Source organism: Caulobacter sp. GW821-FHT10C03 (assembly GCF_059415485.1).
The window spans coordinates 1-22,587 of sequence record NZ_JBWKNI010000003.1 but is presented as its reverse complement, the minus strand read 5'-3'; the positions used below and the strand labels follow the sequence as shown (position 1 = coordinate 22,587).

Sequence of the window (22,587 nt, the reverse complement as noted above, 5' to 3'; positions counted from 1 at the left end):
CGAAAGGGCATGGCAAGTCATCGGCCAAAGCGCGATCCTGCCGATGACTTCAAGGCGAAGGAGCGATTTTCCGATGACCGCAGCGCTGGACGCCAAGGACCTGGCCATAGTCGAGGCCCTGCAGGCCGACGGCCGGGCCTCGTTGTCCGACCTAGGCCGGCGGATCGGCCTGTCGCAGCCGGCCATGTCCGAGCGGGTCCGGCGGCTGGAGGAGCGCGGCGTCATCACCGGCTACGGCGCGCGCATCGACCCGCAGGCCCTCGGCCTGGTGATGAGCGCCTTCATCCGGCTGAAGACCACGCACGAGCATATCCGCGCCTGCCTCGATCAGTTCGCCCGCCTGCCGCAGATCGTCGAGGTCCACCGCGTCACCGGCGACGACTGCTTCGTGCTGAAGGCGCTGGTCGCCGCGCCGGGCGACCTGGCCGTGATCGTCGATTCCATCGGCCGCTTCGGGCCGGTGACCACTTCGGTGGTGCTGAAGAGCGAACCGCCGCGTCCTCTGGACAGGGCGCTGATCGCCAGCGCCAGGCCCTAGGCCCCCGCCATCTCCACCCAGCCGAACAGCGCCTTGAGGATCAGGGCGCGCACGGCCGGGGCGTCCACCGAGACGCAGACCTCGGCGTTGGGTTCGCCGTCGACGCGTTCGATGCGGCCCTGGCGGTCGCCGTCGAGGATCACGCGCAGGCGGGCGGGTTCGAAGACGAAGGCTTCGGGGGCGACCAGGCTGGCGGCCGCGACGGCGTCGTGGGGGTGGCAGCCTTCCGCGCCCCAGGCCTTCTGGTGGAAGGCGATATAGGGACCGGCCGCGCGGGTCAGGCGCGCCGAAAGGGGACTGCCGCAACAGCGCGCGCCGCTGTCGAGTTCGGCGGCGGTGATCGTCACCAGGCTGGTGACGTCCAGCGGCACCAGGCGCGGCTTGACGCCGGCCTCCAGGATCCGGGCCAGGGCCTCCGGATCGCTCCAGCTGTTGAAGTCGGCGCCGCCGGCGGCCTTGCCCTGTACGGAAAAGGCCCCGGCCATGATGGTCGGCGACCAGTTCCGGAAGGCGGCCGGATCGTCCAGCAGGCCCAGGGCCAGATTGGTCAGCGGCCCCAGGAACAGGCCCTTCACCCGCCGGCGCGCCAGGAAGGCCAGCAGGCTGACGCCGTGGCCGCGATCCAGCTCGGGCAGTTTCCAGCGCTGGGAGAAGCCCGCGCCGTTCAGGCCGTCGGGGCCGTGGGCCGGACGCATCCGCTCGACCCGCCGCCGGGCCAGGCCCGCGCCGGCGCCGATATAGACCTCGGCCGGACAGCCCGCGAGGCGCAGCACCCCGCGCGCATTGGCGGCGGCCTGGTCGACATAGGTGTTGCCGAAGACGGCCGAGACCGTGCCCACCTCGACGACATCACGGGCCCGCGCCAGCAACGCCAGGGCCAGGGCGTCGTCCACGCCGCAGTCGGTGTCGATGTGCAGACGAAGCGCCATGCCGGGATCATAGCTCATACACGTGGCGCGGGAAGGCGTCGGCGAGCGCCGTTCGGCACTTTCGCGGCAGGATTTCCACCGCCGCCGTCACCCAAGGCCCTTCCGCCTCCAACGGGGGGAAGAGGCGGAAGGAACCCCGGCTCGCCCGCCTCCTGGCGGGGGACGGATCCGGCGGGCGCGCGGCTGGACGGTCCGGAGGACAGACCGTCGCCATGCGCGTAGTTACGAAGGCGATCGCGGGCCGGATGCGCGCCGCGCGTAAAACCTAGCCCAGCCCGTTGACCATCGCGCGCAAGCGGCGGGCGACGTCCTGGGGGCGGTCGGCGATCTGGTCGAACAGGGCCTGGACCTCGGCCTCCTCGAAGCCGGCGGCGCGCAGGGTGCGCCAGGCGCCGAGCAGCACGCTCAAGGCCACTTCCTGGCGGTCGGGAATGGTGACGGCGGCGGACATGGCGGAGGCCTCCTGGACAGCGGGGACGGCCACAATGTTCATTTTTTGTTCTCAATGGCAAGCCCCGGCGCCGAAGGGACGGCGCCGGGGCTGCATGAGGCTCTAGCGGCAGACGGTGCGTTCGTAGACCGAACCGCTGCGACGGTCGTATTCGCGGGTGGTCCAGCAGTCGTCGCGACGATAGCGCGGGCCGTCGTCATAGCCGTAGCCGTAGTAGCGCGGCGGCGGGGGCGGCGGATAATCGTAGCCATAGCCGTAGGCTGGGCGGCGATAGCGCGGGCGGTCGTTGTTGATCGACGAACCGATCGCCAGGCCCACGATGCCGCCGATCACGGCGGCGGCGGCCACGTCGCCGCTGTCGCGGCCGTGGTTGCGGTGGCGGCGCCAGTCGTCGGCCGAGGCCTGGGTGCTGGCGGCGATCATGGTCAGGGCGGCGAGGCCGGCTGCCACGCCTCCGACGGTCTTGAGCGGCTTGAAAGCCATGTCGGCCTCCTTCGAAAAAGCTTGTCCCAAGCCTGATCCCCCGCGCCTGAACCTCACCTGAACGCGGCTGTCAGACAGACGCAGCCGCAAGAGGTGGGCCATTTCGTCGCAGGCCCGCCATGCGGCCAGCCGCGCCGGAACGCCTTTTTTGTTCACCTTTCCGCGCGATCATGGCTTCCGAACGCGGCCAGAAGGCCGTCGACGCGACGAAGGCGGACGAAAGCGATGTCGAACAACAACACGGCCTACACCCCCGGCGAAGCCCTGCAGGTTCTGTCGTTCGAAGTGGGCGCCCAGACCTACTGCGTGCCGGTCGGCACGGTTCGCGAGATCCGCGGCGTCACGCCCCCCACCCCGCTGCCCGACGCCCCGCCGCACGTGCGCGGCGTCATCAACCTGCGCGGCCAGGTGATGCCGGTCATCGACCTGTCGGCCCGCCTCGGCAAGGGTCCGGCCCAGGACGGCCCGCGCCAGGTGATCATCGTCGTCGAGAACGGCCGCGACGTCGCCGGTCTGCTGGTCGACGCGGTGTGCGACAGCTTCATCGTCGAAGCCAGCCAGATCAGCCCCCCGCCGTCGGTCGGCGACGAGGCCTCGGCCCTGGTCTCGGCCGTGATCACCACCGACACCACCATGGTGGTGCTGCTGACCGTCGACGCCATCCTGCCCGAACGCCCGATCGCCATCGCGGCGTAGGCGACACTTCAAACAAATGTTTCGATAGCCTCTTCCGCTCGCCCCTCCGCCGGGGCTAGGGTCTCCGCAACCATAAGGCGGGAGACGAGCGGATGAAGGCGGCGGTGCTGCGCGAGGTGGGCAAGCCCCTCGTCATCGAGGACGTGGCCATCGGCAAGCCGGGCCCGCGCGAGGTGCTGATCCGCACCAAGGCCGCGGGCGTCTGCCACTCCGACCTGCACTTCGTCGAAGGCTCCTACCCCCATCCCCTGCCCGCCGTGCTGGGCCACGAGAGCGCCGGGATCGTCGAGGCGGTCGGCGACGAGGTGCGCACGGTCAAGGTCGGCGACCACGTCATCACCTGCCTGTCGGTCTATTGCGGCCACTGCGAGGTCTGCCTCACCGGCCACATGAGCCTGTGCACCAGCTCGGAGACCAAGCGGCCCAAGGGCGGCGAGCCGCGCCTCTTCAAGGAAGACCTGAACGGGGGCCGCGGCCCGATGGCCCAGTTCCTCAACCTGTCGTCCTTCGCCGAGCTGATGCTGGTGCACGAGCATGCGTGCGTCGCCATCCGCAAGGACATGCCGTTCGACCGCGCCGCCCTGATCGGCTGCTCGGTGACCACCGGCATCGGGGCGGTGATCCATACGTCCAAGGTCCAGCCGGGCGAGACCGTGGCCGTGATCGGCTGCGGCGGGGTGGGCCTGGCGACGATCAACGGCGCGGCCATCGCCGGCGCCGGCCGCATCATCGCCATCGACCGTCAGCCCTCGAAGCTGGCCCTGGCCCGCACCTTTGGGGCCACGGACGTGATCGACGCCAATGACGGCGACGTGGTCAAGCAGGTGCAGGAGCTGACCGGCGGCGGCGTGCACCACAGCTTCGAGGCCATCGGCCTGAAGGTCACCGCCGAGCAGTCGTTCAAGATGCTGCGCCGGGGCGGCACGGCCAACATCATCGGCATGATCCCCGTCGGCACGATGATCGAGCTGCACGGCCCCGACTTCCTCGGCGAGAAGAAGATCCAGGGCAGCTACATGGGCTCCAACCGCTTCCCGGTCGACATGCCGCGCTTCGTCGACTTCTACATGAACGGCAAGCTGAAGCTGGACGAACTGATCGCCCGCCGGATCCGACTGGAAGACGTCAACGACGCCTTCGAGGAGCTGAAGCGCGGCGAGCTGGCGCGATCGGTGATCGTGTTCGATTGACGCCTCAACCCTGATGACATCCAGCCATGGTCGAGCTAAGGCGCGGCCATGACTGAAACAACGAAGATATCCAAGACCCTGTCCTACTGGCTGCGGCACGCGCCGCAGGCCGGGGGTCTGACGCTGGACGCCAGCGGCTGGACGCAGGTCGACGCCCTGCTGGCGGCGCTAGCCAAGGAACGCCTGCCCGCCGACTGGGACACCCTGCTCGCCGTCGTCGAGACCAACGACAAGCAACGCTTCGAGCTGTCGGCCGACGGCGACCGCATCCGCGCCCGCCAGGGCCATTCGGTGTCGGTGGAAGGCGACTGGACCGCCGCGACGCCGCCCGACGTGCTGTGGCACGGCACGGTCGAGCGGTTCCTCGATCCCATCCTGGCCGAAGGCCTGAGGCCCATGAACCGCCACCACGTCCACCTGTCGGCCGACCAGGAGACCGCGCGACGCGTCGGGAGCCGGCGCGGCAAGCCGGTGATCCTGGAGGTCGCGGCCGGACGGTTGGCCGCCCAGGGCCAGGCCTTCTTCGTCACTGGCAACGGCGTGTGGCTGACGCAAGCCGTGCCGCCGGAGGCCCTGAAGCGGACTTAGGCCGCCGTCTTCCGCCGCGCCCGCGTCACCAGCCAGATGCCGGCGCAGACCAGGGCCAGGGCGGCGGCGTTCTTCCAGGCCAGCACCGGCTCGTGCAGGAACAGCGCCGACAGCAGCACCCCGAACACCGGGATCAGGAAGTTGAACACCGCCAGCATGCCCACCGGGTTGTGCTTGAGCAGCAGGCTCCACAGGGCGAAGGCGGCCGCCGAGAGGCCGGCCATGTAGGCCAGCAGGGCCAGGGAGCGGACGTCGAAGCCTTCCAGCCGGCCGCCGAACGCGAAGCCGATAGCCAGCAGCACCGCCCCGCCGACGCCCAGCTGCCAGCCGGTCATGACCATGGCGTCCATCTTCTGCGAGATCGACTTGCCCCAGATCGAGGCGGCGGCCAGCACGAAGGCGGCGATGACCACGAAGCCCTCGCCCAGCAGGGTGAACTCGAAGTCGAAGCCCTTTCCGCCCAGGTTCACCGCCAGCACGCCCATGAAGCCGAGCAGGCAGCCCAGGGCCTTGCGCGGGGTCAGGCGGTCGTTGCGGAACAGGAAGTGGGCCAGGATCACGCCGAAGAAGGCGCCGGTCGAGTTCATGATCGACGACTTCACGCCGGTCGCGTGGGCCAGGCCGATATAGAAGAACACGTACTGCAGGGTGGTCTGGCCGACGCCGAGCAGGGCGACCTTGGCGATCTGGTCGCGCGGCGGGACCAGCGCCTTGCGCGACAGGGCGGCCAGCACCAGCAGGATCGATCCGGCCGCCACGAACCGCCAGCCGGCGAACAGCATCTGGGTCGCCGTGTCGGTCTTGGCCACGTGCAGCAGGGCGTAGCCGGCCTTCACCGCCGGAAAGGCGCTGCCCCACAGCAGGCAGCACAGCACCGCCATGCCGATGACGAAACGCTTGTCGCGATAGAGGTCGGTGCGGGGGGACGTCACGGAACGGGCCTTGTCGAAAAAAGCATCGCCGCCCCACGGGAAGCGGGACGGCGATCGAATGCTGTGGCGCGCTTCTAGGCTTCTCATCCCCCGGCTTCAACCGCTCGCTGGTTGTCACGAGACCGCCAAGCGGCGTGTGCTATCGGCGGTGTTCCGCCAACGGGAGAGCCGCCTTGTCCGTCATCGATCGTCGCGGCCTGCTGATGGGCGCGGCCGCCCTGCCCGCGGCCCTCGCCTCGTCCCTAGCCCGCGCCGCCGCCATCGACGCCGACGTCCGCAAAGGCACGATCGAGGACGTCCAGCACGTGGTGATCCTGATGCAGGAGAACCGCAGCTTCGATCACTACTTCGGAACGATGGGCGGGGTGCGGGGTTTTGGCGACCGCTTCCCGGTTCCGGTGCGCGACGCCAAGGGCCGCAAGGACGGCTCGGTCTTCCTGCAGGCCTATGGCCAAGGCGGCGGCCCCGACGTCATCGCCCCCTTCGCGCTGAACACCACCCAGACCTTCGCCCACATGCGCGTCGAGGGCACGCCGCACAGCTGGGCCGACGCCCAGGAAGCCTGGGACGAGGGCCGCATGGACCGCTGGCCGGTCGCCAAGCATCCGCACTCGATGGGCTTCTACACGCGGGCCGACATCCCCTTCCAGCATGCGCTGGCCAGCGCCTTCACCCTTTGCGACGCCTATCACTGCTCGACCCAGACCGGCACCAACACCAACCGCCTGTTCCTGTGGACCGGAACCAACGACGGCCTGGGCAAGGCCGGCGGCCCGTCGATCTCGAACTCGCACGACGACTTCGCCGACAAGGGCGGGGCGGCTGAATCCTACGGCTGGGCGACCTATCCCGAGCGCCTGCTCGAGGCGGGGGTCAGCTGGCGCATCTACCAGGACATGGCCGACAACTTCACCGACAACCCGCTGGCCGGGTTCAAGGCCTATCGCGACGCCCGCGCCGGCGCGCCGGGTTCGGACACGCGGCTGAAGGATCTCGCCCTGACCACCTGGCATCTCGACGGCCTGCGCAAGGACGTCCTGGCCCGCCAGCTGCCCTCGGTGTCGTGGATCATCGCCCCGGCCGCCGATTCCGAGCACCCCGGGCCGTCCAGCCCCGCCCAGGGCGCGCACTACCTCGCCCGGGTGATCGACACCCTGACCATCGACCCGGAGGCCTGGGCCAGGACGGTGCTGCTGGTGATGTTCGACGAGAACGACGGCTTCTTCGACCACATGCCGCCGCCGGCCCCGCCGTCCAGGACCGCGAACGGCGCCCTGCTGGGCGGCTCGACGGTCGACACGGCCGGCGAATACCACCTGGTGCGCAACCCGACCGAGGCCAAGGCCGAGCGCGACCACCTGATGGGCCGGCCCTACGGCCTTGGGCCGCGCGTGCCGATGTACGTGATCTCGCCGTGGAGCCGGGGCGGCTTCGTCAACAGCCAGGTCTTCGACCACGGCTCGGTAATCCGCTTCCTGGAGGCGCGGTTCGGCGTGGCCGAGCCCAACATCTCGCCCTGGCGGCGGGCGGTGTGCGGCGACCTGACCTCGTGCTTCGACTTCAAGACCCCCAACACGCGACCGCAGGCGCCGCTGCCGGAGACGGCGCGGACGGCCCGGCTGGCCGCCACCCTGAAGAAGACGACCACCCCGCCGACGCCGACGACGCCCTTGGCGCCGATCCAGGAGCCGGGCTTCCGGCCCTCCCGCGCCCTGCCCTACCGCCTGGAGGTCGAGATCGCGATCCGCGACGGCGCCGCCGGCCTGGTGCTGACCAATCCCGGCGCGGCCGGGGCGGTGCTGCACGTCTATGACCGCCTGCGCCTGGACCAGCCCCCGCGCCGCTACACCCTGGGCGCCGGCGGACGGCTGGAGGACGCCTGGCCGGCGGGTCCCTACGACCTGTGGCTGCTGGGCCCGAACGGCTTCCATCGCGGCTTCGCCGGCGATCCGGCCGACGGGCTGGCGCTGCGGATCACGCCCGCGGCCCACGGCCGCTCGGTCGCGGCGACCCTGATCAACGCCGGCCCCGAACCCCGCACCGTGACCGTCGAGGCGGCCAGCATCGTCCCGACCAAGCCCTGGCGCGTAACGCTGGCGGCGGGCGAGACCCAGACCCGCGACTGGCGCACAGATTCCGACTGGTACGACCTCTCGGCCCGCTGCGACGAGGCGCCGGCGTGGTTCCGGCGCGCGGCCGGACGGGCGGAGACGGGGCGAGACTCGATCAGCGATCCGCTGATGGGCCGGGCGGCGCGGCTCTGAAGGCCCCCTCTCTCATGGAGAGAGGGAGGGGCCCGCCGCGCAGCGGTGGGAGGGTGAGAGGTTTCACCCTTGGTCGATAAATCCCAAGGCGTCCCATAAACTTCGAAGAGAAGGGGCGCGCCCAGCGACCGCGCCTCTTCCGGTGAGTTTGTTACCTCTCACCCTCCCACGCCTTTGGCGCGGGCCCCTCCCTCTCTCAAAGAGAGAGGGTTTCTGTCAGCGCAGCCGGCCGTCGCCGCCGGCCTTCAGCTCGGCCAGGGCCAGGCGGCCGTTGTCCTTGCCGGAGGCCGGGAGCACGGCCTGGGCGTAATTGCCGTCGGCGCGGCCGGCCTGGGCCAGCAGGGTGTCCAGGCGGGCGCGCTTGGCCTTGAAGGCCGCCAGCTCGCTGCCCGACAGCACCGTGCCCTGGGGCACCTTGGCGCCGATCGGGTTGATGCGCTGGCCGTTCAGCCAGACTTCATAGTGAAGGTGAGGACCGGTCGCCAGGCCCGTGGAGCCGACATAGGCCACCACCTGGCCCTGCTGCACGTGGACGCCCGGGCGGATGCCCTTGGCGTAGCGCGAGATGTGGCCGTAGCCGGTGTCCCACTGGCCCGAGTGGCGGATGCGCAGCCAGTTGCCGTAGCCCGACCAGCGGCGGGCCTCCAGCACCACGCCGTCGCCGGCCGCCAGGATCGGCGTGCCGGTGCCGGCGCCGAAGTCGATGCCCTTGTGGCCGCGGTTGTAGCCCAGCACCGGGTGGCGGCGCATGCCGAAGGTCGAGGTGATGCGGGCCCCGTCGACCGGGGTGCGCAGCAGGAAGCCTTTGATGTTCTTGCCGGTCTCGTCGAAGAACTGGGTCTTGCCGCCGCGCTCGAAGGCGTAGAAGCGCTGGCCCTTGACCTCGGCGTATTCCAGGTCGCCGGCCTCGATGGTGCGGCCGCTCTCGGTGACCTTGCGGTCGAACACCAGGCAGAACGGGTCGCCGTCCTTGATGTCGCGCGAGAAGTCGATCTTGTGCGAGAACAGCTTGGCGGCCTGGCTGACCACGGCCGGGCTGCCGCCGACGGCCGCCACGCTCTCGTAGAACGAGCCGTTCATGGCCCCGCACGAGACCTTGGTCTCGTCGCGGACCTCTTCCTCGATCTCGCGCAGCTTCAGGGCGCCGTCGAAGGTGCGCGAGACGGTGACGGTCGAGGACGGGCTGGTGCGCATCGACAGGCCGACCAGGCGGGCCGGGCCGCGGTCGTTGTCGCGGCGGCGGGCGATGGCGGCCTCGAAGGCCATGCCGGCCTTGATGTTGACGGTGTCCATGGCGCTTTGCAGCGTGCTGACCACCTGCTGGGCCTCGTCGGCGCCGACGCCGGCGCGCTCGACGGCGCCCTGCAGGGTCTCGCCGGGCTTGACCTTGACGGGAACGGTCTCGGGACGGTCGAAGCCGGGCTGGGCCTCGGCCTGGGCGAAGGCGACATGCTGCAACGCCACCATGGCGGCCGCGTCGAGCGGCGCATGGGCGGCGACCACGGTCGAGGGCTGGTCCCCCGCCGTCAGCTTCCAGCCCAGGGCCAGAGCGGCCAGGCCGGCGACGGCGGTGAAAAGCCGCGGCGCGAGACGCATGGTCGGGCGTCGCGGATCAAATTCCTGCATCGGTCCCCCGTTCGGTACAGATGCCGCGTTTGTACGAAAACGACACGGCCGGGAAGCCCCCCAGCAATCGTCGCGCCGGAACATGACGGCCCGCGCGCCTCCGGGCAAGGACTATCCGGTGCTTCGGACGTTTTGTCACGGACATGGTTAATCCCTTGAAACACAAAGAAAAACGCCCACTGCAAGCAGCGGGCGCTTTCTGTCGAATCTCGGGTTTCGCGCGGGCGAAATTTAGGCGGCGTTGACCTGCTCGTTCGGGTCGCGCAGCACGTAGCCGCGGCCCCAGACGGTTTCGATGTGGTGCTTGCCTTGAGCGGAAGCCGCCAGCTTCTTGCGCAGCTTGCAGATGAAGACGTCGATGATCTTCAGTTCCGGCTCGTCCATGCCGCCGTACAGGTGGTTCAGGAACATCTCCTTGGTCAGGGTCGTGCCCTTGCGCAGGGAGAGCAGCTCCAGCATCTGGTATTCCTTGCCGGTCAGGTGAACGCGGTTGCCGTTCACTTCCACCGTCTTGGCGTCCAGGTTGACGATGATGTCGCCCGTCTTGATGACCGACTGGGCGTGACCCTTCGAACGACGGACCACCGCATGGATGCGGGCGATCATCTCGTCCTTGTGGAAGGGCTTGGTCATGTAGTCGTCGGCGCCGCCGGCGAAGGTCTTCACCTTGGTGTCGATCTCGGCCGTGCCCGACAGGATCATGATCGGCGTGTTGACCTTGGCCACGCGCAGGGTGCGCAGCACGTCGATGCCGCTCATGTCCGGCAGGTTCAGGTCGAGCAGGATCAGGTCGTAGTCGTAGATCTTGCCCAGATCGACGCCTTCTTCGCCCAGGTCGGTCGTGTAGACGTTGAAGCCTTCCGACTTCAGCATCAGCTCGATCGTCTGCGCGGTGGCGCTGTCGTCCTCAATCAGCAGTACCCGCATGGAACCCTCCCCGCCAATCGGCGGCGCTTAATTCGACAGTGGCGGGCATGCCGCCGATGAAACCCGTCCCCCAGTCTGGCGGACAGTTAATTTAAGACTGGTTAATGGTGAACGCGTCGTCTGGCGAAATGGTTAATATGATTTGCGAATCGGGTGCAAGCGGTCGGAAATCCGTTGCGCACATTGGTCGCAGCTGGTTTTCAAGCGCTGCTTTAGACCTATGAAAATGCAGCAAACCCAAGGGTTAACAGGGCCTCGCGCACTACGGCCGCGTTAACAGGGTGCAAGCTCACGTTCTTACTTGAGGCGAGATTGCGGCGTTCTGTCGCGAGAATTCCGGGGATGTTTTTTCGCCTCGTGCGTGCGCGACCAAGCGTGGCCAGGGGCGATCCGCGTCACCCGGTCGCGGCGGCGTCTTCCTCGGCCAGCCAGCCGGCGGCGCGCAGACGGGCCACCGAGGCCCGCGCGATGGGCGCGGCCTCGCCGTCGGCCAGCCTCAGACGCAGGTTTCGGCCGTCGCGCTCGACCCCGACCACCGCCCGCCGGGCCACCCACCACGAGCGATGCACCTGCAGGCCGTCGAGTCCGGAGAGATTCGCCAGCACCCGCGCCATGGGTCCGGCCTCGAGTCGCGAGCCGGTCTCGGTGCGCACCCGGACATAGTGATCCTCCATCTTCAGATAGAGCACCGTGGCGGCGGGGATGGGCGCGAGCGACGGCGGCGCAGCCGGTCCGTCGACGACCAGCGGCGCGGCGGCGGCGCGCTGGGCCGCGAGCCTGGCCCGCAGGATCGTGAAACCCACGGCCAGCGGCCCGGAGAAGGCCAGGCACTGGCCGTACCAGTCCAGCGGCGACAGCTTGTTCAGGAACGGCCACAGCCCGGTCGCCGCCGGTGCGACCACCGCCGCCTGCAGGGCGCTGCCGACCAGGATCGCCGCGGCCACCAGGATCGGGGCCGGGATCCTCGCCCGTTCGGCGGCCACGGCCGCCAGCCGGATCAGCAGGCCGAAGATCAGGGTCCCGGCCCAGAAACAGCCGATCCAATAGATCGCGCGCACGAGGAAGGGACCGTTGAAATAGCTGCCGAAGGGCCCGACCATGCCCAGGAACGCCCCCATCGCCGTGGCGACGGAAAGGTCGATCGCCCACTCGCGGGCGGTTCCGAGCAGGGGGCGCGGGCCGGTCATGCCCGATCTATAGCGCCGTTCGCCGCTTCGCGAACCCGTTCGCCCGTTCACGCATGAGGCGTGGCGGCGCAAGGGCCGGGGTCGCATCGGGGGGTCATCGCCAACCGGAGCCTTCCATGTCGCCTCCCATATCGCCCTTGCGCCTTATTCCCCTGCTCGCCGCCCTGACGGTCGCCGGCGCGGCTCACGCCGCCGAGCCTCATGTCGGCTTCATGCGCGTCGAGGCGCCCGATCCGCAGGGCGCGCCGATCGAGGTCGGCATCTGGTACCCGACCGACGCGCCCGAGACCGGCCCGATCGGCGGCATGGAGAGCCTGCCCGTCGCCAAGGGCGCGCCGGCAGCCGGCGAGCGCCTGCCGCTGGTGGTCATGTCGCACGGTAACGGCGGCTGGTTCGGCGGCCATTACGACACCGCCGCCGCCCTGGTCAGGAAGGGCTTCGTCGTCGCCGCCCTGACCCACACCGGCGACAACTACCGCGACCAGAGCCGCGCCCTGGAGATGACCGAGCGCCCGCGCCAGCTGTCCGTCCTGATCGGCTACATGCTGGACGCCTCGCCGATGCATGCGCGGATCGACGCCGCCAAGGTCGGGGCCTTCGGCTTCTCGTCGGGCGGGTTCACGGTGCTGGCGGCGGCCGGCGGCGAGCCGCGCCTGGCGGCGACCTTCCCCGGACACTGCATCAAGCATCCCAGCAACTACGACTGCCGCCTGAGCGCCGGAAAGCCGCTGCCGGCCAGCACGCTGTCGCCGACCTGGACCCACGACGCCCGCATCAGGGCCGTGGTCTCGGCCGCGCCGGCGCTGGGCTTCACCTTCGGCCGCCAGGGCCTGAAGGGCGTGACCCAGCCGGTTCAGCTGTGGAAGGCCGGAGACGACGAGATCCTGCCCGATCCGGACTACGCGCAGGCCGTGCACCGCGCCCTGCCCCGCGCCCACGATTACCGCGTCGTTCCAGGGGCGCGACATTTCGACTTTCTCGTCCCCTGCGGCCCGCAGGCCGCCCAGCGCCTGCCCGGCCCCTTGTGCGCAAGCGCTCCGGGCTTCGATCGGGTCGCTTTCCACGCCGATTTCAACACGGCGGTTGCGACATTCTTCACCACCCAACTGGGGGTCGGAGAACGCTGAATTTCATGCGCGATTAACCATGATGGCCGAGTCTGCGCGGGTCGCTTCCAGGAGCCGTCTTGCGCAGTCTCATCGCCGCCGTCGAACGTCTTGATCCCCTGACCATCTTCGGGCGCGTCGCGGCCGTGAACGGTCTGCTGATCGAGGCCCGGGGCGGGCTGACCCGTCTGGCCGTCGGCGCGCGCGTCGAGATCGAGCGCCTGAACCTGCCGACCCTGCCGGCCGAGGTCGTCGGCTTCCGCGAAACCCGCGCCCTGCTGATGCCCTTCGGCCCCGTCGAGGGCGTGGCCCCCGGCGCCGAGATCAAGATCATGCCGGAAGGCGCCGTGGTGCGCCCGACCAAGGCGTGGCTGGGCCGCATCATCAACGCCTTCGGCGAGCCGATCGACGGTCTTGGCCCCCTGCCCCAGGGCGAGGTTCCCTATCCCCTGAAGACCCCGCCGCCGCCGGCCCACGCCCGCGGCCGGGTGGGCGAGCGCCTGGACCTGGGCGTCCGCTCGATGAACGTCTTCACCACCACCTGCCGCGGCCAGCGCCTGGGCATCTTCGCCGGCTCGGGCGTCGGCAAGTCGGTGCTGCTGTCGATGCTGGCCAAGGAAGCCACCTGCGACGCCGTCGTCGTCGGCCTGATCGGCGAACGGGGCCGCGAGGTGCGCGAGTTCATCGAGGAGACCCTCGGCGAGGAAGGCCTGCGCCGCGCCATCGTCGTGGTCGCCACCTCGGACGAGCCGGCCCTGACCCGCCGCCAGGCCGCCTACATGACCCTGGCCGTCGCCGAGTTCCTGCGCGACCAGGATCAGGAGGTCCTCTGCCTGATGGACTCGGTGACCCGCTTCGCCATGGCCCAGCGCGAAATCGGCCTGGCCGCCGGCGAGCCGCCGACCACCAAGGGCTATACGCCCACCGTCTTCACCGAACTGCCCAAGCTGCTCGAGCGCGCCGGCCCCGGCCCCATCCGCGCCGATGGCACCACCGCCGCCCCGATCACCGCCCTGTTCACCGTGCTGGTGGACGGCGACGACCACAACGAGCCGATCGCCGATGCCGCCCGAGGCATTCTCGACGGCCACATCGTCATGGAGCGCTCGATCGCCGAGCGCGGCCGCTTCCCGGCCATCAACGTCTTGAAGTCGATCAGCCGGACCATGCCGGGCTGCCAGCTGCCGCACGAACGCGACATCGTCAAATCCGCCCGCCAGGTGCTGTCGGCCTATTCCAACATGGAAGAGCTGATCAAGATCGGGGCCTACCGGGCTGGCGCCGACCCGACGGTGGACCGCGCCATCCAGCTCAATCCCGCGGTCGAGGCTTTTCTCAGCCAGAACCCCGACGAAGCCACGAGTCTTGACGATTCGTTCAACTTCCTCGGCCAGATTCTCCAAAGCGCCGCTTAGACGCTTCGTACCGAGTAACCCGACATGACCAAGTGGGCCGCCTCCCTGATCCGCATCTCGAACCACGAGGTCGAGACGCTGCAGAAGCGCCTCTCCGAGGTGGTCGACCGTCGCGAAGCCGCCGAGATGCGGGTGGTGATGATGGACGCCGAGGCCGAGGCCGAGATCAAGCGCGCCGAGGGCGACGCGTCGGCCGGCTGGTACATGATCGGCTACCGCAAGGGCGTGCAGGTGCGCCGCGCCGAGGCGATGCTCGAGATCGACCAGATCAAGATCGAGGAAACCGGCGCCCGCGACGCGCTGTCGGTGGCCTTCGAAAACCTCAAGAAATACGAACACGTCGCCGACGCCGCCAAGGCCGCCCTGGCCAAGAAGGTCGGCAAGATGGAAATGGCCGCGCTCGACGAGCTGGGCCTGCGCCGCGCGGCGATGGGCGGGCGCTAAGTTCCTTCTCCCCTTGCGGGAGAAGGTGTCAGCGAAGCTGACGGATGAGGGGTCGAAAGGCCTCTCCGCCACCTTCTGAGAGACCCCTCACCCGACCTCCCTCCGGGAGGCCACCCTCTCCCGCAAGGGGAGAGGGATCGCCCTGAACTTCACCCTTCCCAAACCTCCCCGTGCTTTCCTCGCGCCGATCGCCAGGGAGCCCGCCGCCATGTCCGACGTCTCACGCCGCGCCGTGCTCGGCTCCAGCCTGGCGCTGGCCGCCTGCGGGCAGACGGCTCAGGGCCAGCCGGTTCCGGCCAACCTGCCGCCGCTGAAGAGCGTCGCGCCGTTCCGGATCGGCTCCTCGGTGCAGGCCCTGCATCTGGATGACCCGGCGCTCTCGGCCCTGCTGCGCCGCCAGGTCAGCCAGCTGACGCCCGAGTGGCAGATGAAGATGGAATACATCGTCCAGCCGGACGGCTCGTTCCGCTTCGACGCCCCCGACAGGATCGCCGCCTTCGCCGCCGCCAACGGCATGGCGCTGCTGGGTCACACCCTGGTCTGGTACGCCCAGGCGCCGGAGGCCTTCGAGCGGCTGGACGAGAACCGGGTCAGCTTCGAGCAGGCCTATCGCAACTACATCCTGGCCGTGGCCGGACGCTATCGCGGCAAGGTCGTGGGCTGGGACGTGGTCAACGAGGCCGTCGCGGAGGATGGCGACGGCTGGCGCACGAGCCTCTGGTCCAAGCGCCTGGGCGACTTCGAGCACATCGCCCTGGCCTATCGCACCGCCCGCGAGGCCGATCCCGGCGCGACGCTGCTGCTGAACGACTACAATCTCGAATACATGCCCCGGAAGCGGGCGACGTTCCTGAAGCTGGCCGAACGCCTGCTGGCCTCCGGCGCGCCGCTGACCGGCATCGGAACCCAGATGCACGTCGCCGCCGACATCCGCCCTGGCGAGATCACCACCATGATGAAGGACCTGGCGAGTCTGGGCCTGCCGATCCACCTTTCGGAATTGGACGTCTCGCTGGTGCGCGCCCAGAACAAGTTCCTGTCGCGCGCCGAGCTGGAGCAGCGCCAGGCCCGCACCTACGGCGAGGCGGCCGAGGCCTTCATGGCCCTGCCCGCGCGCCAGCGCTTCGCTTTCACCCTGTGGGGCCTGCGAGACGGCGACTCATGGCTGAAGAAGGAAAACGCCTCCGACGCCCCCGCGCCGTTCGACGACGCGGGGCGGGCGAAGGCCGGCGCCGCGGCGCTGGTGGAGGCGTTCAGACGGGGTTAGGCGCCCGCAGGCGCCGATACACAGGCCTATTTTCTCCGAGCATCCCCGCGCAGGCGGGGATCCAAGCGGCGTCGGAGAAGACCCCTTAGACCGCGCCAGATTCTGGAAATCAGCTTGGGTCCCCGCCTTCGCGGGGATCTTACGGTTGGAAATGGCCTCGCGACTTCACGCGAGGCGCGGTCCCAGACCTCAGGCGCCCGGGCCGCGCACGCTGGTGGCCACCGCGTGGTCGGCGTCGTTGGCCTGGCGCAGGGCGCGCAGGTCCTCGCTGATGCGGAAGACGGCGACGTAGAACTCGCAGAAGGCGCGCCACAGCAGCACCATGCCGGCGGCGACCAGCAGGCCCGCGATCAGCACCGGGAAGGCCAGCAGCAGCGAGGCGACGCCGCGTTCCTTCAGCGCCAGGCCCACGGCCGCGCCGACGACGGAAAAGGCGAACAGCGCCACGACGCCCAGGCCAGCCCAGTAGATCAGGTGGATGACCGGCCCCGTCACCAGTCGGTCGAAGGTCAACAGATCCCAGAACAGCGCGCTCGAACCGCGCCCCTTGGATTTCCTGGCCGGAGCCATCCGACGCACCTCATATCAGCGGACTGGCGGAGACCGCCTAAGTTTACGCTGCATCGCTAGCAGCGTGAGGCCCGCTCGGCAATGCCGGGCGGGCCTCGTGCGTGTTCGGAAGAAGGGACGCTGTTACTTCGGCCCCGTTACTTGGGCGCGGCCGCGCCGGCCAGGGCCGCATCGATCTGGGCCTTGGTGGCCGTGGTGCTGATGCTGCCGTCGGCGCCGGCGCTCAGGCTGGCCTTGGGCAGGGCGAACTTCTTCTCGCCGCTGCTGACCACGACATTGGCCGAGCCGTCGGCGCCGGTCGCGGTGTCGCTGATCGTGCCGACCACGGCGCCCGAGGGATCCTTGATCTCGGAGCCGACCTTGAAGTCGCCCGAGACGGTGGCCGAGGACGGCGTACCGGCCGCGCCGGCGGCGGCGGCCGAGGTGTCAGCCGGAGGCGTGGTCGTGGTGGTGGTCGAGGTGGTGCTGGTCGTCGAGGACGGCGGCTGCGCGGCGGCGGCCGGATCGGCCGGAGCCGTGGTGTTGGTGTCCTGCGCGGTGCTCTGCGCATAAGCGGCGCCGGCCATCGAAAGGGTCGCGGCGGCGGCGAGATAGGCGAACTTGGTCTTCATATTTACGCTCCGTCGGAGGGCCCCTGCCCGCTCAACCAACGCAAGCTCGTTTGTAACGGTTCCGAAACAGCGCGTGATCAGCCCCTAGGAAAAACCCTAGCTTCGACCTACGGCGCGCCTCATGAGGAACCTTAGCCGCGCCTCAGGGCGCGCCTCATGGAAACCTTAGCCGCGCCTCAAGGCGCGGCGGGCGTGACCGGCGGCGCTTCCTGGATCGGGGCCTCGTCGTCCTTCAGCCCGGCCGCCTTCATCGCCGACTTGAGGGTGTAGACCGAGGTCGCGGTGTTGGTGGTGAAGGCCAGCTGGGCGGTCAGGGCCGGGTTCTCGGCCTCGTTGGCGAAACCGCCCTCGCGCACGGCGTTGAAGCTGATCGCATAGCTCTTGCCGGGCTTGGTGCGGCACAGCAGCACGAAGGTCTTGCCGTCGTTGAGCAGGCGCGGCGCGCGGACGCATTCGGGCCGCTCGCCGCCCGCCGCATCGGCGTAGTTCCAGGCCAGCGGCGTCATTTTCTGGTCGAAGGCGACCTTCAGCACCAGGACGCCCGGGGCCACGGCCTCGCCGGCCGCCGGCCAGGTGGCGGTCACCTTCGGCGGCAGGGTCGGCGGCATCACCGTCACCGGCGAGACCGGCGTCGGCTCGGGCCGCTGGGCCGACTGGGCGAGAGCGGTCCCCGAGAAGGCGACGACAGCCAGGATCGGGGCCAGGATCGGAAGGGCGGGAAGGAGCGCGCGCATGAGCTCGACAATGGCGATCAAGCGCGGCCTTCTCAAGGCGCCGCGAAAAGCCGCCGCTACGTGAATTTTCGGACATGAAAACCCAGGATGGGCGCCATTCAGGTGGCGTTCACGGCGGTTGCGGCTAGCTTGGCCTCAACGAACAACGGGCGGCGAAAGGCCGCCAGAACCGGGAGACTTCGCCATGCGCGCCGCCCTCGCCCTCATCGCCGCCGCCGGCGCCCTCGCCGCCGTGGCCGCCCCGGCCGCCGCCCAGGACCGCGGCTACGGCCGCCCCGACACGCCGCGCGGCTCCTACCAGGACAGCTGCCGCGACGTGCAGATCCGCCGCGGCGAGATCAGCGCCCAGTGCCGCGACAATCGCGGCCAGTGGGTGTGGAGCACCGCCAGCGCCGACTGCCGCGGCGACATGACCAACCAGAACGGCCGCCTGACCTGCCTGTCGGGCAGCGGCCGCCCCGGAACCCTGCCGCGCGGCTCGTACCTGGAAAGCTGCCGTGACGCCTCGGTTCGCGGCCGCGAGCTCACCGCCCAGTGCCGCGACGATCGCGGCCGCTGGAACTGGACCAGCGCCAGCGCCGAATGCCGTGGCGACATGACCAACCAGAACGGCCGCCTGGTGTGCTTCGGCGGCGCCGGTGGTCCGGGCGGCCCGGGCGGCCCGGGCGGCGGACGCGGCCAGGCCGTGCTGTTCGAGGACGCCGGCTACCGCGGCCGCGCCGTCAACGTCGACGGCGACATCGCCGACCTCGGCGCCTTCGGCTTCAACGACCGCGCCTCGGCCATCCGGGTCGGCCGCGGCGAATGGGAGCTGTGCGACGACATCAACTATCGCGGCCGCTGCTGGCGGATCTCGTCGGACATCAGCCTGTTCTCGGGCGAGATGAACGATCGCGTCAGCTCGATCCGCCGCATCCGCTGATTTCTGGGCGCTGATCCTTCGGCGCTGATCCTTCTGTCGTAAACTCGACCTTGAAGCGGCGCGCGGGGCGGCTAAGCTCCGCGCGCCTTTTTCCACCATGAGATTTTCCATGCGCAAGTTCGTCGTCCTGGCCGCCGCCGCGGCCGCCCTGCTGGTTTCGGCCTGCAACACCGTCGAGGGCGTGGGCCGCGACGTCTCGGCCGCCGGCCGCGCGGTCTCCGGCGCCGCCAGCGACGCCAAGCACTAGGCTCCGCTCACAGCAGCAGATCCGGCGCGCGTCGCTCCGAGCGACGCGCGCCACATACTGGCCGCAATGACGCGCCAGTTTTGCCATTGTCACGGCAAGTAAACTCCGGCGACCTCGTTCATCACATCAAGCTTAACCGGAAGCGGCGTTTCATTAACCCTGCCGAACAGTTCATTCGCGCGCGATGAACGCGGAGGATGAATTCTTTCGGTAGTCGCCCATTCAGGGGCGCAATATCTGCTTCCAAAGCGCACATGCGACCGAAAGTGCTATTTGCACAAAGCGGCGCCGGAGCCATATGGACGCCATGACCGACCGACCCGTCCCCAGCGTCCTGACCGGCATGAAGCGCGGCGTCCGCCACCGTTGCCCCAACTGCGGCGAGGGGCGGCTCTATTCGCGCTATCTGAAGGTCGAGTTCGACTGCGAGGTCTGCGGCCATCACCTGGCGGCCTATCCGGCCGATGACGGCCCGGCCTATTTCACGATCCTGATCATCGGCCACCTGTTCGTAGCCCCGCTGCTGCTGTTCCCGTTCATCTGGCAGGCCTCGCCGTGGCTGGTCGCGCCGCTGACCATTCTGCCGCTGGCCGGCCTGACCCTGCTGCTGCTGCCGCGCGTCAAGGGCGCGGTGATCGGAGCCCTGTGGGCCAACGGCCTGCGCAAGCCCGAGGACGCCGCCGGCGGCTGACCGTCCAGGCCGGCGCGGAACCGTCGCCGCACGGACGGCATTCCCTCCCCCTAAGCCAGGGCGCCGAACGCGGCTGGCCCGGCCATCTGGGAGACGCGAATGCTCGGCACGATCCTCATCATCATCCTGATCCTGGCGCTGGTCGGCGCCCTGCCCACCTGGGGCCACAGCCGTTCGTGGGGCTATTTCCCCAGCGGCGGCCTTGGCCTCGTCCTGGTGATCATCATCATCCTGGTGCTCATCGGCAGGATCTGACGACGCCCGCGCAAAGCCCGCCCCAAAGGGGACTTTGAGCGCGACGGCGTCTTGACCTAAGGTCTCCCTAACGGCCGCCCAACCCAGGAAGGGGGCCGACAGGGGGAACCAGGGATGACCGACGCCGTCGCGCCGCAGGACCAGCCTGCGCCCCCCTCGGCCCCATCGCTTTCGGCGGGCGCCCGCGCGCGGGCCATCCTGGGCGGCTCGGCCGGCAACCTGGTCGAATGGTACGACTGGTTCGCCTACGCCGCCTTTACCCTCTATTTCGCGCCGCACTTCTTTCCCAAGGGCGACCAGACCGTGCAGCTGCTGCAGGCGGCGGCGGTGTTCTTCCTGGGGTTCGTGGCGCGCCCCGTCGGCGCCTGGCTGATGGGCCACTACGCCGACCGGGCCGGACGGCGCGCGGCGCTGTCGGTCTCCGTGTCGCTGATGTGCGCCGGCGCCCTGATCATCGCCCTGACGCCGGACTTCAAGACCATCGGCCTCTTTGCGCCGGCCGTGCTGCTGGTCGCCCGCGTGCTGCAAGGCCTGTCGGTCGGCGGCGAGTACGGGGCCAGCGCCACCTATATGAGCGAGATGGCCGGCAAGCGGCATCGCGGCTTCTGGTCCAGCTTCCACTACGTGACCCTGATCGCCGGCCAGCTGATCGCGCTGGCGGTGCTGATCGTGCTGCAACGGACCCTGGCCAAGGAGGACCTGGCCGCCTGGGGCTGGCGCATTCCGTTCGTGATCGGCGCGGGCCTGGCCGTCGTCGTGTTCTGGATCCGCCGGGGCCTGGACGAGAGCGTCTCGTTCAAGACCGCCGACAAGCCGGCCGAGCGCATCGGCGCGGCCCAGCGTAATCTCGCTTTGCTGTTCTTCGGCCTGACCCTGGCGGCCGGCGGCTGGATCCTGGCTAGGCCGGGCCTCGTGCCGCAGGTGCTGGCGGGCGTCTTCCTGGTCGGCTTCTTCGCCACCCTGATCGCGCCGCTGATGCGCCGCCACCCGCGCGAGACCCTGATGATCATGGGTCTGACCGCCGGCGGCTCGCTGACCTTCTACGTCTACACCACCTACATGCAGAAGTTCCTGGTCAACACGGCCGGCTTCGACAAGGCCCAGGCCTCGGAGATCAGCGCCATCAGCATGATCGTCTTCATGCTGCTGCAGCCGCTGGCCGGCTGGCTGTCGGACCGGCTGGGCCGCAAGCCGATGCTGATCGCCGCCTTCGCCGGCGGGGCCCTGACCATCTGGCCGATCATGAGCGGCATCGCCGCCACCGACTCCGTGCCGGTGGCCCTGTCGCTGATCGTCGCCGGCATGACCTTCCAGTCGGCCTACACCGCCATCAGCGCCGTGGTGAAGGCCGAGCTGTTTCCCGCCCACGTGCGCGCCCTGGGCGTGGCTTTGCCCTACGCCGTGGCCAACGTGCTGTTCGGCGGCACGGCGGAGATGGTCGCCCTGGCCTTCAAGCACGCCCGCATCGAGAGCGGCTTCTACCTCTATGTCGCCGCGATCATGACCGTGGGCCTGGTGGTCTCGATCCTGCTGCGTGACACCGCAAGACATAGTCTGATCGCCGAGGATTGACCCCGGCGCTCGCCCCGATATCCCCTGTCGTAGACTCCCGTTTCCCCAACAGCGTTGCCCATGCCGATTCTCGACATCCTGGCCCTCAGCCTCTTCGTCTTCGCCTGGCTGTTCTACGAGCCGCTGCTGCGGCGACTGGGACAGGGCAAGAACCTGATCAACACCGACATGACGGTGATCCGCCGCCGGTGGATGTCCGAGATGGCGGTGCGCGAGGTCGCCCTGCTGGACGGCCAGCTCCTGGGCCACGCCATCAACTCGGCCAGCTTCTTCGCCTCGTCGAACCTGATCCTGATCGCGGCGGCGGCCGGGGTGCTGTTCGGCGGCGACGCGGCGCTCAAGAGCGTCGAGGGCCTGCAGGTGCTGGAAAAGACCGCGCCCTGGATGTTCCAGGTCAAGCTCGGCCTGGTGCTGTTCACCCTGGCCCGGGGGCTGCTCGACTTCATCTGGGCGCTGCGCCAGATGAACTACTGCCTGGCCGCGATCGGCGCGACGCCGATGTGGGCGCCGCCCAGCGTGCTGGCCGAATACGCCGAGGCCGCCGGCGGCATCCTCAACCCGGCCCTGTCGGCCTTCAACGCCGGCGTGCGCGGCTACTATTTCGCCCTGGCGGCGGCGGCCTGGCTGCTGGGCCCCTACGCCTTCCTGGCGGCCAGCCTCGGGGCCCTGGTGCTGCTGGTCTGGCGCCAGCGCCGCAGCCGCGCCTCGGTGGCGGTGCGCAAGGTGCGCCAGATCCTCGAACGCCAACCAGTGGTGCATGGCCCGCACATGCGCGGCCTGGCGGGCGATCCGCCGGAGGACCGGATTTAGTCCGGGGAGGACCCCCTCCGGCCCTCCGGGCCACCTCCCTACTCCTCCCCCGTGCAACGGGGGAGGTGGCGCGGTGCGGATACGCGCCGTGACGGAGGGGGCGACCGCCGGCACAGAGCCCAGTCTCGGGGG

The 22,587-nt window shown here is 69.6% G+C and carries 25 protein-coding genes and 1 pseudogene; 15 read left to right on the top strand and 11 right to left on the bottom strand.

Features of this window, described 5'->3' with window-relative positions:
* Window positions 1-73: 73 nt before the first annotated feature.
* Complete coding sequence (locus AC07NG_RS04110; protein ID WP_494592371.1) at window positions 74-538, top strand: Lrp/AsnC family transcriptional regulator; 465 nt, start codon at window positions 74-76, stop codon at window positions 536-538.
* On the opposite strand, the gene AC07NG_RS04105 is transcribed toward AC07NG_RS04110, so the two are convergent.
* The 3 genes from AC07NG_RS04105 to AC07NG_RS04095 form a co-directional block, all read right to left on the bottom strand.
* Window positions 535-1,467, bottom strand: coding sequence for a nucleoside hydrolase (locus AC07NG_RS04105; protein ID WP_494592369.1), 933 nt, complete (start codon window positions 1,465-1,467; stop codon window positions 535-537). The genes AC07NG_RS04110 and AC07NG_RS04105 overlap by 4 nt on opposite strands.
* Window positions 1,468-1,732: 265 nt before the next feature.
* Window positions 1,733-1,918: a hypothetical protein gene (locus AC07NG_RS04100; protein ID WP_146218110.1), complete on the bottom strand. Its 186-nt coding sequence runs from the start codon at window positions 1,916-1,918 to the stop codon at window positions 1,733-1,735.
* Between the two features lie 102 nt (window positions 1,919-2,020).
* Window positions 2,021-2,401, bottom strand: a complete 381-nt coding sequence (locus AC07NG_RS04095) for a hypothetical protein (RefSeq protein ID WP_487289054.1) — start codon at window positions 2,399-2,401, stop codon at window positions 2,021-2,023.
* A gap of 225 nt (window positions 2,402-2,626) precedes the next feature.
* On the opposite strand from AC07NG_RS04095, the gene AC07NG_RS04090 reads away from it, so the two are divergent.
* The 3 genes from AC07NG_RS04090 to AC07NG_RS04080 all read left to right on the top strand — a co-directional run bounded on the left by AC07NG_RS04090 (window position 2,627) and on the right by AC07NG_RS04080 (window position 4,875).
* Window positions 2,627-3,097: a chemotaxis protein CheW gene (locus AC07NG_RS04090; RefSeq protein ID WP_110118471.1), complete on the top strand. Its 471-nt coding sequence runs from the start codon at window positions 2,627-2,629 to the stop codon at window positions 3,095-3,097.
* Between the two features lie 92 nt (window positions 3,098-3,189).
* Window positions 3,190-4,287: a Zn-dependent alcohol dehydrogenase gene (locus tag AC07NG_RS04085; protein WP_110118472.1), complete on the top strand. Its 1,098-nt coding sequence runs from the start codon at window positions 3,190-3,192 to the stop codon at window positions 4,285-4,287.
* 48 nt (window positions 4,288-4,335) lie between these two features.
* Window positions 4,336-4,875 carry an RNA 2'-phosphotransferase gene (locus AC07NG_RS04080; protein WP_494592366.1) on the top strand — a complete coding sequence of 180 codons (540 nt, stop codon included), beginning with the start codon at window positions 4,336-4,338 and terminating at the stop codon, window positions 4,873-4,875.
* Here AC07NG_RS04080 and AC07NG_RS04075 read toward each other — a convergent pair.
* Window positions 4,872-5,756: a DMT family transporter gene (locus tag AC07NG_RS04075; RefSeq protein ID WP_494592697.1), complete on the bottom strand. Its 885-nt coding sequence runs from the start codon at window positions 5,754-5,756 to the stop codon at window positions 4,872-4,874. The genes AC07NG_RS04080 and AC07NG_RS04075 overlap by 4 nt on opposite strands.
* Before the next feature lie 224 nt (window positions 5,757-5,980).
* Between AC07NG_RS04075 and AC07NG_RS04070 the strand changes: the two genes are divergently transcribed.
* A complete protein-coding gene (locus AC07NG_RS04070) occupies window positions 5,981-8,071 on the top strand; it encodes a phosphocholine-specific phospholipase C (protein ID WP_494592364.1) in 2,091 nt (696 codons plus the stop codon).
* A gap of 216 nt (window positions 8,072-8,287) precedes the next feature.
* Here AC07NG_RS04070 and AC07NG_RS04065 read toward each other — a convergent pair whose 3' ends face one another.
* From AC07NG_RS04065 to AC07NG_RS04055, 3 genes are all read right to left on the bottom strand, one after another.
* Window positions 8,288-9,697: a M23 family metallopeptidase gene (locus tag AC07NG_RS04065; RefSeq protein ID WP_494592362.1), complete on the bottom strand. Its 1,410-nt coding sequence runs from the start codon at window positions 9,695-9,697 to the stop codon at window positions 8,288-8,290.
* 231 nt (window positions 9,698-9,928) lie between these two features.
* Window positions 9,929-10,624: a response regulator transcription factor CtrA gene (gene ctrA / locus AC07NG_RS04060; RefSeq protein ID WP_109100859.1), complete on the bottom strand. Its 696-nt coding sequence runs from the start codon at window positions 10,622-10,624 to the stop codon at window positions 9,929-9,931.
* Between the two features lie 395 nt (window positions 10,625-11,019).
* On the bottom strand, window positions 11,020-11,811 hold the full coding sequence (locus AC07NG_RS04055) for a LytTR family DNA-binding domain-containing protein (protein WP_494592360.1): 792 nt from the start codon (window positions 11,809-11,811) through the stop codon (window positions 11,020-11,022).
* A 116-nt stretch (window positions 11,812-11,927) separates the two neighbouring features.
* Between AC07NG_RS04055 and AC07NG_RS04050 the strand changes: the two genes are divergently transcribed.
* The 4 genes from AC07NG_RS04050 to AC07NG_RS04035 all read left to right on the top strand — a co-directional run bounded on the left by AC07NG_RS04050 (window position 11,928) and on the right by AC07NG_RS04035 (window position 16,043).
* On the top strand, window positions 11,928-12,938 hold the full coding sequence (locus AC07NG_RS04050) for an alpha/beta hydrolase family protein (RefSeq protein ID WP_494592358.1): 1,011 nt from the start codon (window positions 11,928-11,930) through the stop codon (window positions 12,936-12,938).
* Window positions 12,939-12,997: 59 nt separating this feature from the next.
* Window positions 12,998-14,332, top strand: coding sequence for a flagellar protein export ATPase FliI (gene fliI, locus AC07NG_RS04045; RefSeq protein ID WP_487289047.1), 1,335 nt, complete (start codon window positions 12,998-13,000; stop codon window positions 14,330-14,332).
* Between the two features lie 24 nt (window positions 14,333-14,356).
* Window positions 14,357-14,776, top strand: coding sequence for a flagellar export protein FliJ (locus AC07NG_RS04040; protein WP_487289046.1), 420 nt, complete (start codon window positions 14,357-14,359; stop codon window positions 14,774-14,776).
* 208 nt (window positions 14,777-14,984) lie between these two features.
* A complete protein-coding gene (locus AC07NG_RS04035; RefSeq protein ID WP_494592355.1) occupies window positions 14,985-16,043 on the top strand; it encodes an endo-1,4-beta-xylanase in 1,059 nt (352 codons plus the stop codon).
* A 189-nt stretch (window positions 16,044-16,232) separates the two neighbouring features.
* Here AC07NG_RS04035 and AC07NG_RS04030 read toward each other — a convergent pair whose 3' ends face one another.
* From AC07NG_RS04030 to AC07NG_RS04020, 3 genes are all read right to left on the bottom strand, one after another.
* Entirely contained in the window at window positions 16,233-16,613 is a 381-nt protein-coding gene (locus AC07NG_RS04030) for a DUF4282 domain-containing protein (protein ID WP_110118484.1), read from the bottom strand.
* A gap of 137 nt (window positions 16,614-16,750) precedes the next feature.
* On the bottom strand, window positions 16,751-17,224 hold the full coding sequence (locus AC07NG_RS04025) for a hypothetical protein (RefSeq protein ID WP_492856552.1): 474 nt from the start codon (window positions 17,222-17,224) through the stop codon (window positions 16,751-16,753).
* A 176-nt stretch (window positions 17,225-17,400) separates the two neighbouring features.
* Window positions 17,401-17,958, bottom strand: coding sequence for a hypothetical protein (locus AC07NG_RS04020; RefSeq protein WP_494592353.1), 558 nt, complete (start codon window positions 17,956-17,958; stop codon window positions 17,401-17,403).
* Between the two features lie 184 nt (window positions 17,959-18,142).
* On the opposite strand from AC07NG_RS04020, the gene AC07NG_RS04015 reads away from it, so the two are divergent.
* From AC07NG_RS04015 to AC07NG_RS03990, 6 genes are all read left to right on the top strand, one after another.
* Window positions 18,143-18,880, top strand: a complete 738-nt coding sequence (locus AC07NG_RS04015; RefSeq protein WP_494592351.1) for a beta/gamma crystallin-related protein — start codon at window positions 18,143-18,145, stop codon at window positions 18,878-18,880.
* A gap of 109 nt (window positions 18,881-18,989) precedes the next feature.
* Window positions 18,990-19,127 (top strand): entericidin A/B family lipoprotein, encoded by a 138-nt coding sequence (locus AC07NG_RS04010; RefSeq protein ID WP_494592349.1) that lies wholly within the window; start codon window positions 18,990-18,992, stop codon window positions 19,125-19,127.
* 298 nt (window positions 19,128-19,425) lie between these two features.
* Window positions 19,426-19,818, top strand: a complete 393-nt coding sequence (locus AC07NG_RS04005) for a DUF983 domain-containing protein (protein WP_110118488.1) — start codon at window positions 19,426-19,428, stop codon at window positions 19,816-19,818.
* A 99-nt stretch (window positions 19,819-19,917) separates the two neighbouring features.
* On the top strand, window positions 19,918-20,073 hold the full coding sequence (locus AC07NG_RS04000; RefSeq protein WP_110118489.1) for a DUF3309 family protein: 156 nt from the start codon (window positions 19,918-19,920) through the stop codon (window positions 20,071-20,073).
* 114 nt (window positions 20,074-20,187) lie between these two features.
* A complete protein-coding gene (locus AC07NG_RS03995; RefSeq protein ID WP_487289035.1) occupies window positions 20,188-21,645 on the top strand; it encodes an MFS transporter in 1,458 nt (485 codons plus the stop codon).
* 60 nt (window positions 21,646-21,705) lie between these two features.
* A complete protein-coding gene (locus AC07NG_RS03990) occupies window positions 21,706-22,455 on the top strand; it encodes a DUF599 domain-containing protein (protein ID WP_487289034.1) in 750 nt (249 codons plus the stop codon).
* A gap of 22 nt (window positions 22,456-22,477) precedes the next feature.
* On the opposite strand, the pseudogene AC07NG_RS03985 reads toward AC07NG_RS03990, so the two are convergent.
* Window positions 22,478-22,587 (bottom strand): annotated as a pseudogene (locus AC07NG_RS03985) (hypothetical protein); the annotation flags it as partial.

Coding starts and splice junctions, on each gene's coding strand:
- AC07NG_RS04110 (WP_494592371.1), top strand. CDS start 74: ATGACCGCAGCGCTGGACGCCAAGGACCTGGCCATAGTCGAGGCCCTG.
- AC07NG_RS04105 (WP_494592369.1), bottom strand. CDS start 1,467: ATGGCGCTTCGTCTGCACATCGACACCGACTGCGGCGTGGACGACGCC.
- AC07NG_RS04100 (WP_146218110.1), bottom strand. CDS start 1,918: ATGTCCGCCGCCGTCACCATTCCCGACCGCCAGGAAGTGGCCTTGAGC.
- AC07NG_RS04095 (WP_487289054.1), bottom strand. CDS start 2,401: ATGGCTTTCAAGCCGCTCAAGACCGTCGGAGGCGTGGCAGCCGGCCTC.
- AC07NG_RS04090 (WP_110118471.1), top strand. CDS start 2,627: ATGTCGAACAACAACACGGCCTACACCCCCGGCGAAGCCCTGCAGGTT.
- AC07NG_RS04085 (WP_110118472.1), top strand. CDS start 3,190: ATGAAGGCGGCGGTGCTGCGCGAGGTGGGCAAGCCCCTCGTCATCGAG.
- AC07NG_RS04080 (WP_494592366.1), top strand. CDS start 4,336: ATGACTGAAACAACGAAGATATCCAAGACCCTGTCCTACTGGCTGCGG.
- AC07NG_RS04075 (WP_494592697.1), bottom strand. CDS start 5,756: ATGGCGGTGCTGTGCTGCCTGCTGTGGGGCAGCGCCTTTCCGGCGGTG.
- AC07NG_RS04065 (WP_494592362.1), bottom strand. CDS start 9,697: ATGCAGGAATTTGATCCGCGACGCCCGACCATGCGTCTCGCGCCGCGG.
- ctrA (WP_109100859.1), bottom strand. CDS start 10,624: ATGCGGGTACTGCTGATTGAGGACGACAGCGCCACCGCGCAGACGATC.
- AC07NG_RS04055 (WP_494592360.1), bottom strand. CDS start 11,811: ATGACCGGCCCGCGCCCCCTGCTCGGAACCGCCCGCGAGTGGGCGATC.
- AC07NG_RS04050 (WP_494592358.1), top strand. CDS start 11,928: ATGTCGCCTCCCATATCGCCCTTGCGCCTTATTCCCCTGCTCGCCGCC.
- AC07NG_RS04040 (WP_487289046.1), top strand. CDS start 14,357: ATGACCAAGTGGGCCGCCTCCCTGATCCGCATCTCGAACCACGAGGTC.
- AC07NG_RS04035 (WP_494592355.1), top strand. CDS start 14,985: ATGTCCGACGTCTCACGCCGCGCCGTGCTCGGCTCCAGCCTGGCGCTG.
- AC07NG_RS04030 (WP_110118484.1), bottom strand. CDS start 16,613: ATGGCTCCGGCCAGGAAATCCAAGGGGCGCGGTTCGAGCGCGCTGTTC.
- AC07NG_RS04025 (WP_492856552.1), bottom strand. CDS start 17,224: ATGAAGACCAAGTTCGCCTATCTCGCCGCCGCCGCGACCCTTTCGATG.
- AC07NG_RS04020 (WP_494592353.1), bottom strand. CDS start 17,958: ATGCGCGCGCTCCTTCCCGCCCTTCCGATCCTGGCCCCGATCCTGGCT.
- AC07NG_RS04015 (WP_494592351.1), top strand. CDS start 18,143: ATGCGCGCCGCCCTCGCCCTCATCGCCGCCGCCGGCGCCCTCGCCGCC.
- AC07NG_RS04010 (WP_494592349.1), top strand. CDS start 18,990: ATGCGCAAGTTCGTCGTCCTGGCCGCCGCCGCGGCCGCCCTGCTGGTT.
- AC07NG_RS04005 (WP_110118488.1), top strand. CDS start 19,426: ATGGACGCCATGACCGACCGACCCGTCCCCAGCGTCCTGACCGGCATG.
- AC07NG_RS04000 (WP_110118489.1), top strand. CDS start 19,918: ATGCTCGGCACGATCCTCATCATCATCCTGATCCTGGCGCTGGTCGGC.
- AC07NG_RS03995 (WP_487289035.1), top strand. CDS start 20,188: ATGACCGACGCCGTCGCGCCGCAGGACCAGCCTGCGCCCCCCTCGGCC.
- AC07NG_RS03990 (WP_487289034.1), top strand. CDS start 21,706: ATGCCGATTCTCGACATCCTGGCCCTCAGCCTCTTCGTCTTCGCCTGG.